Annotated in this window: 1 protein-coding gene; it reads left to right on the top strand. The window is 26.6% G+C overall.

Features of this window, described 5'->3' with window-relative positions:
- Positions 1–18 precede the first annotated feature (18 nt).
- Positions 19–5,001: a hypothetical protein gene (locus ACX1M8_RS03355; protein ID WP_458836796.1), complete on the top strand. Its 4,983-nt coding sequence runs from the start codon at positions 19–21 to the stop codon at positions 4,999–5,001.
- Positions 5,002–5,228: the final 227 nt, after the last annotated feature.

The following is a 5,228-nucleotide window of genomic DNA, read 5'->3' as shown; positions in this document are numbered from 1 at the left end:
GGAACACATGATTCTGGTATGTATAGTGGAAAAGGTAATTGGTGAAATATAACTCTTGCTCGTCAATATGCAAAAACACAATCCATGAATTGACAAGAACAAATGAATGCAGGGATTAGAGCTTTTGATATCAGATCTTATTACAACATGGATATTTATCATGGGATAGTACAATCACAATCAACTGTTAAAAGTGCTTTGCTGGAAATGGTAAAGTTCCTAAAAGAAAATCCTAGTGAATTTGTTTTTCTAAGAATAAAAGACGAAAACTTTGATGTGCATAATAGCTGAAATCAAATGCAAGCAGCTAAAAATTATTTAGAGATATTAAGTGATCCTGAAATTTACCCACACTTATTTAATAAAATTGGCCAAGAATATAACCATATTCCTGCAAGTGCTTTTAAGCTAAAGAATCTTAGAGGAAAAATTGTTATAGCAAACTTTTGACATAATGCAATTCAAAGCAAAATGTTACAAATTGAAGACCAATATAAAGCAGATACATGAAGTGGTGGATTTGATTATTGGTCAGCAATTAATAAATCTACACAAAATGATAACTATGACAGTGGATGAGATGAAAAAATAGAACAATCTAAAGAATTTATTAAAAAAACTAATTCCTTACCATTTGATAATGATCACCTTTATCTCAATTTCTTTTCAGTAGCTAACGGTAGACCTGGATGATCTGCTGAATATATTGATCCAAAAATGCATCAATTTTTAGTTGAAAATCAGCAATATAATAATTTAGGAATTGTTTATACAGATTTTGCAGGTGTAGGTCTAATTGAAAGCATTTTCAAAACTAATTATTATTTAACAGATGAACAACTACAGCGTGGATATTTAACACCTTGAAATAGTAGTTTTGGAGCATCTGATATTTATGTTAATGATAATAAAGTAACGTTATATGGGCAAAATTTAAATGGTTACACAGTAGATTTTTCACTTAATGGAAAAATTATTTATACAACTAAAATCAATGAAAATGTGAGTGAAAAAGTTATTAACTTAGGAGATGATTATTATTTCCAATTAGGAAATAAAATTGAAATCAATGCCTACAAAATGGTTCCTGATAATGCTTTTTATCAAGGAAGAAAATATAATGTAGTAGCGACACATAAAGTCGTACGTAATACACAACATAATCAAAATTATTTAGCTCTATTACAGCGTATAGGAGAGTTAAGGGTTAAGCTAACTCAATTCGGATATATGGATTTAGTTAAATACTTAGGCAATAACTACTGAGACAAAATTGTGGATTATATTCGCCCTAATAAAGAAAACGAGATTGCACTATCTAATTTAAAAGACAAATTTGATTCACTTGAAAGCAATGTAAATAATCTAATTTCTAATTATGATAAATTCAAGCAAGATGTTGCTAATTTCATTCAAGAAAATAATGAGCTACTTTCTAAATATTTAACAAGTGAACTAATAACTTCAATAAGTAATGTAAAAGCTAATTTTGAAGTTATTTTAAAGAAGAATATTACTGAAAACGAAATAAATTTCAGTTCCTTAAATCAATACTTTATAGATTATGTAAACTTCTTAAATAAACTTAAAAGTAATCTTTTCATCTTTGACACAGACATAAATGATTATTTAGCATTTTTAAGAGAGAATCTTAAAGATTCAGATATAGGCATTTCATACTGAATAAATCAAATTCAAGCATTAAATAGTGAATTAGAAAATCTAGCAGCTAAATATAGTGATTTATCGCAAGCTAATTTTGATGTTGCAGAAGGAAATATAACAAATCTCAAAAGCAAGCTAAATATAGTTAAAAGTGATATTGAAGAACTTAATTTAACAATAAAAAATCATAACTTAACAAATAAACAATTAGCTTTCTTCGCTAGTAATATAAAGGCAGAATTAGAAAAGCCTCAAGCATTAACAATCGCTATTGCAAAAATTACTACATATGCTAATAATTTGGCTCAGGCTCGTGATCTAGTGACTAATTTACCTATGTACAAGGCTTCTAAGAATTTTGATGAGTATCCTACATCATCAAAAACAAGTTATGAAGATAAAATAAATATATTGAGCAATGAAATTCAAAACTTAAATAGCCCAATAACACCACAAACCCTTGCTGATAGCCTTAAAAGTCTGGAAAAAATAGAAAATACTATTAATGATGTTGAAGAATATAGGGCTAAGGTTAAAACTTTACAAATTTTTCCTAATCAAGAAACCTACTTTTCAAATGAATTAAGTCAAGCAACATCTTCTACAGAAGCTGAAGAAATATTTAATCAAGCTAATGAACTCGCAGAATTAAAGCCACTTCAAATAGAAAATAAAGAGTTTATTAATTCATTAAACGAAAACCAAAAAGACTTAGCCAAAGCATTAGAAAATATAAATGATCCAAATAAATTCAAAAATAAACTTGATGAATTAGTTAGTCTTCAAAAGGCTACAGAGACACTAACTTCTCAATACAACTCTTTACCAGTTATACAAGATTATAAAGAACTTAAACTTCTAGATGATAGAAATATCACTAATTTTGAAAATGAATATAAAGAAATAAAGAATATCTTAGACAATTCTATAAGCTTAGAACAAATTAATTCTGCTATATCACAAGCAATTGAACTTAGAAAAAGTTTTGATCAATCTATAAACAATAGCCTAGAAGAAATTAATGATAATATGAAGACTTCTAACAAGTTGTATAACTTTCAAAGAAAAGAATTGGAAGAAAAATTATCTAATTTAAATGCTTCTAGCGCTATAAGTGAGCTAAAAACATTTTTAGATATATATAATTCAACATTAGAAGAAAATCTGCCACAAAAAGATTTAGACATTTTAAATAATCTAACAGAAAATCAAAAAGTTCTATTTACACATAAATTCAATGATGTAAATGATAAGTCAGAATACTTAGTTTTATTACAAGAAGCTCAAATTTTCAACAATATAATTCCTTCTTACAAGAGTGAATTTAGTCAACTCAAAGAAAAACAACAAGCAAACGTTGAAGCGATTGAATATGCTGATAAACAAGATCAAGAGTTATTAGCAAGCTTAAAACAACAAATTGTTAATGCTTTAGAAAATTCAATAAATTCAGCAGATATTCAAAGTTTATTATCTCAATATGCCTCAATATTAGAAAGATTAATAAATAAATATAACGAAGATTTAGCAAAAGCTAAAGAAACTTTAAATCAAAGTATTGAAGAAGCTAAAAATTATGCTGAAAATGATTTAAGTAAAGCTGAATATGCAGATGTTAAAGCTGAATTATTATCTATTATTAATAATTTACCTAAAGCCAATACTATAAGTCAAATTAATGATGAAAATGATGAAGTTCTAAAGGCCTTAGAAAAAGCAAAAGAAGAAAAGAATAAAATCGACCTTGGAATTAAAAATATAGTAATTACATCCTTGAAGAAGGAAATTAATTCGTTAATTCAAGAATTAAATACTAAATTGCTAAATATAACAAGTACTGAACTTAATGAATATTCTTTACAATATCAAGATCAACTAAAGAAAATACAACTTCAAACAAATAATTCAAATGATGTTGGTGAATTGATAAGTATTAAAAATTCAATACAAAACACGTTAAAACCCGAAATCGATAGTTTTGTTACATCTACATTAAAATATGAAGAAGCTTGAAAATATTTATCTAATATGTTGACTAAAGCATCAGAATTTAATGCTGATAAATATTTACAAATTAAACCAACATACTTAAGTGAAATTAATTCATTATTTAATGAATTAAAACAAGTTAGTTCTTCAGTAGAAGTGTTAATAAATACCAAAGATTCTTTATATCAAGAATTGAAAGTAAAAGCAGATAATGCTTATGACAAAGCTATAAAAGCTAAAAATCAAGTAGATTTATTTATGCAAAATAAAAAGGTTTTAATTCAAAAGATTAACACATTGATAAATTCAATAAAAAGTCAAGCTGATGAATTGATTTATAACAGAAATAAAGAATTATTAGAAGCATTACTTGAAAAGGCATCTCAAGCCAAAAATCAAAATCAACTTGAAGACTATAAAAAAGAATTAGAAAAATTCCAAGCTAAGATAAATGAGGATTTAGCTTACATCCAAAAATATAATTCAACATCTGAAATGTTGAAACAATATAAAGAAAAAGCTAACGAATTTGATGGTGAAGGATATAGCCAAATCAAAGAAACCTATGTGCAAGCTTTAAAGAATTTAAAAGTCGAACTAAAACCTGATTTTGATGCTAATAAATTAGTTGAAATACAAGAAAATATTAAAAATGCCTATAAGCAAGCTTTAGATGCAATGAATAATATAAAGCAACAGCTTCAAAATTCTAAAGATAAACTTATACAACAAGTAGAAAACCAGATAGAAAATATTTCAAGTTTAAATAATAATAACCTAAATGAAAAATGGATTAATACTTTAGAAATGCTTGAGAATGAAATTGCTAATATTAATGTTCTTTCTCAAATTAAACAATATCAAGATATTGTTGATGAAAATGATACTAAAATCCGAAACGATATTACTTATAGCAATAAATATAATGATATCAAAACTGAAATAAGCAATTATAAATCTAAAGCAAGTGAGTTTGATGGCGAAATTTATAAAGCTATCAAAGCTCAATATTTACTAGAAATCAGGGGTATAGAATCTAAATTGAATTTTAATTACAATTTAGAAGAACTAGAACAACTTCAAAAAGAATTACAAAATGCCTATGACAAGGCCTTAGAAGCTATGAAAAATGTTGATAGTTCTGCTCAACAGCCAGAGCCTAAGCCAGAGCCTAAGCCAGAGCCTAAGCCAGAGCCTAAGCCAGAGCCTGATGTAAATAAACCCAATATTCCTGAAGTTGATGAACAAAAATCAAGTCTAAAATGATTATGAGTTCTGATTTTATTCCCTGTAGGTGGGTTTGGCTATCTAATTTATTTCTTAGTTAAGAAATTTTTCAAAAAGTAGAAATTTGGTCTTTCTTTCAAAACAAATAAAAAAATATTTTCACAATAAGAATAGAGTGAACAGCCCTAGAAAATAGGCATGTTTGCTCTTTTTTATTCTATGAAATACTGAAAACATGCTGCTTGGATTATTCATTAAATATTTAGTAAAATAAAATTAGATATATAAAATAGGGAATAGACCGAATGTTGTGTAATCACCTTCGTAAATAGAAAGGTGATTTTTTG

This window comes from Mycoplasma tracheobuteonis (assembly GCF_054456995.1).
Note: the sequence above shows the minus strand (reverse complement) of the source record. Positions and strands in the feature narration are given on the sequence as shown.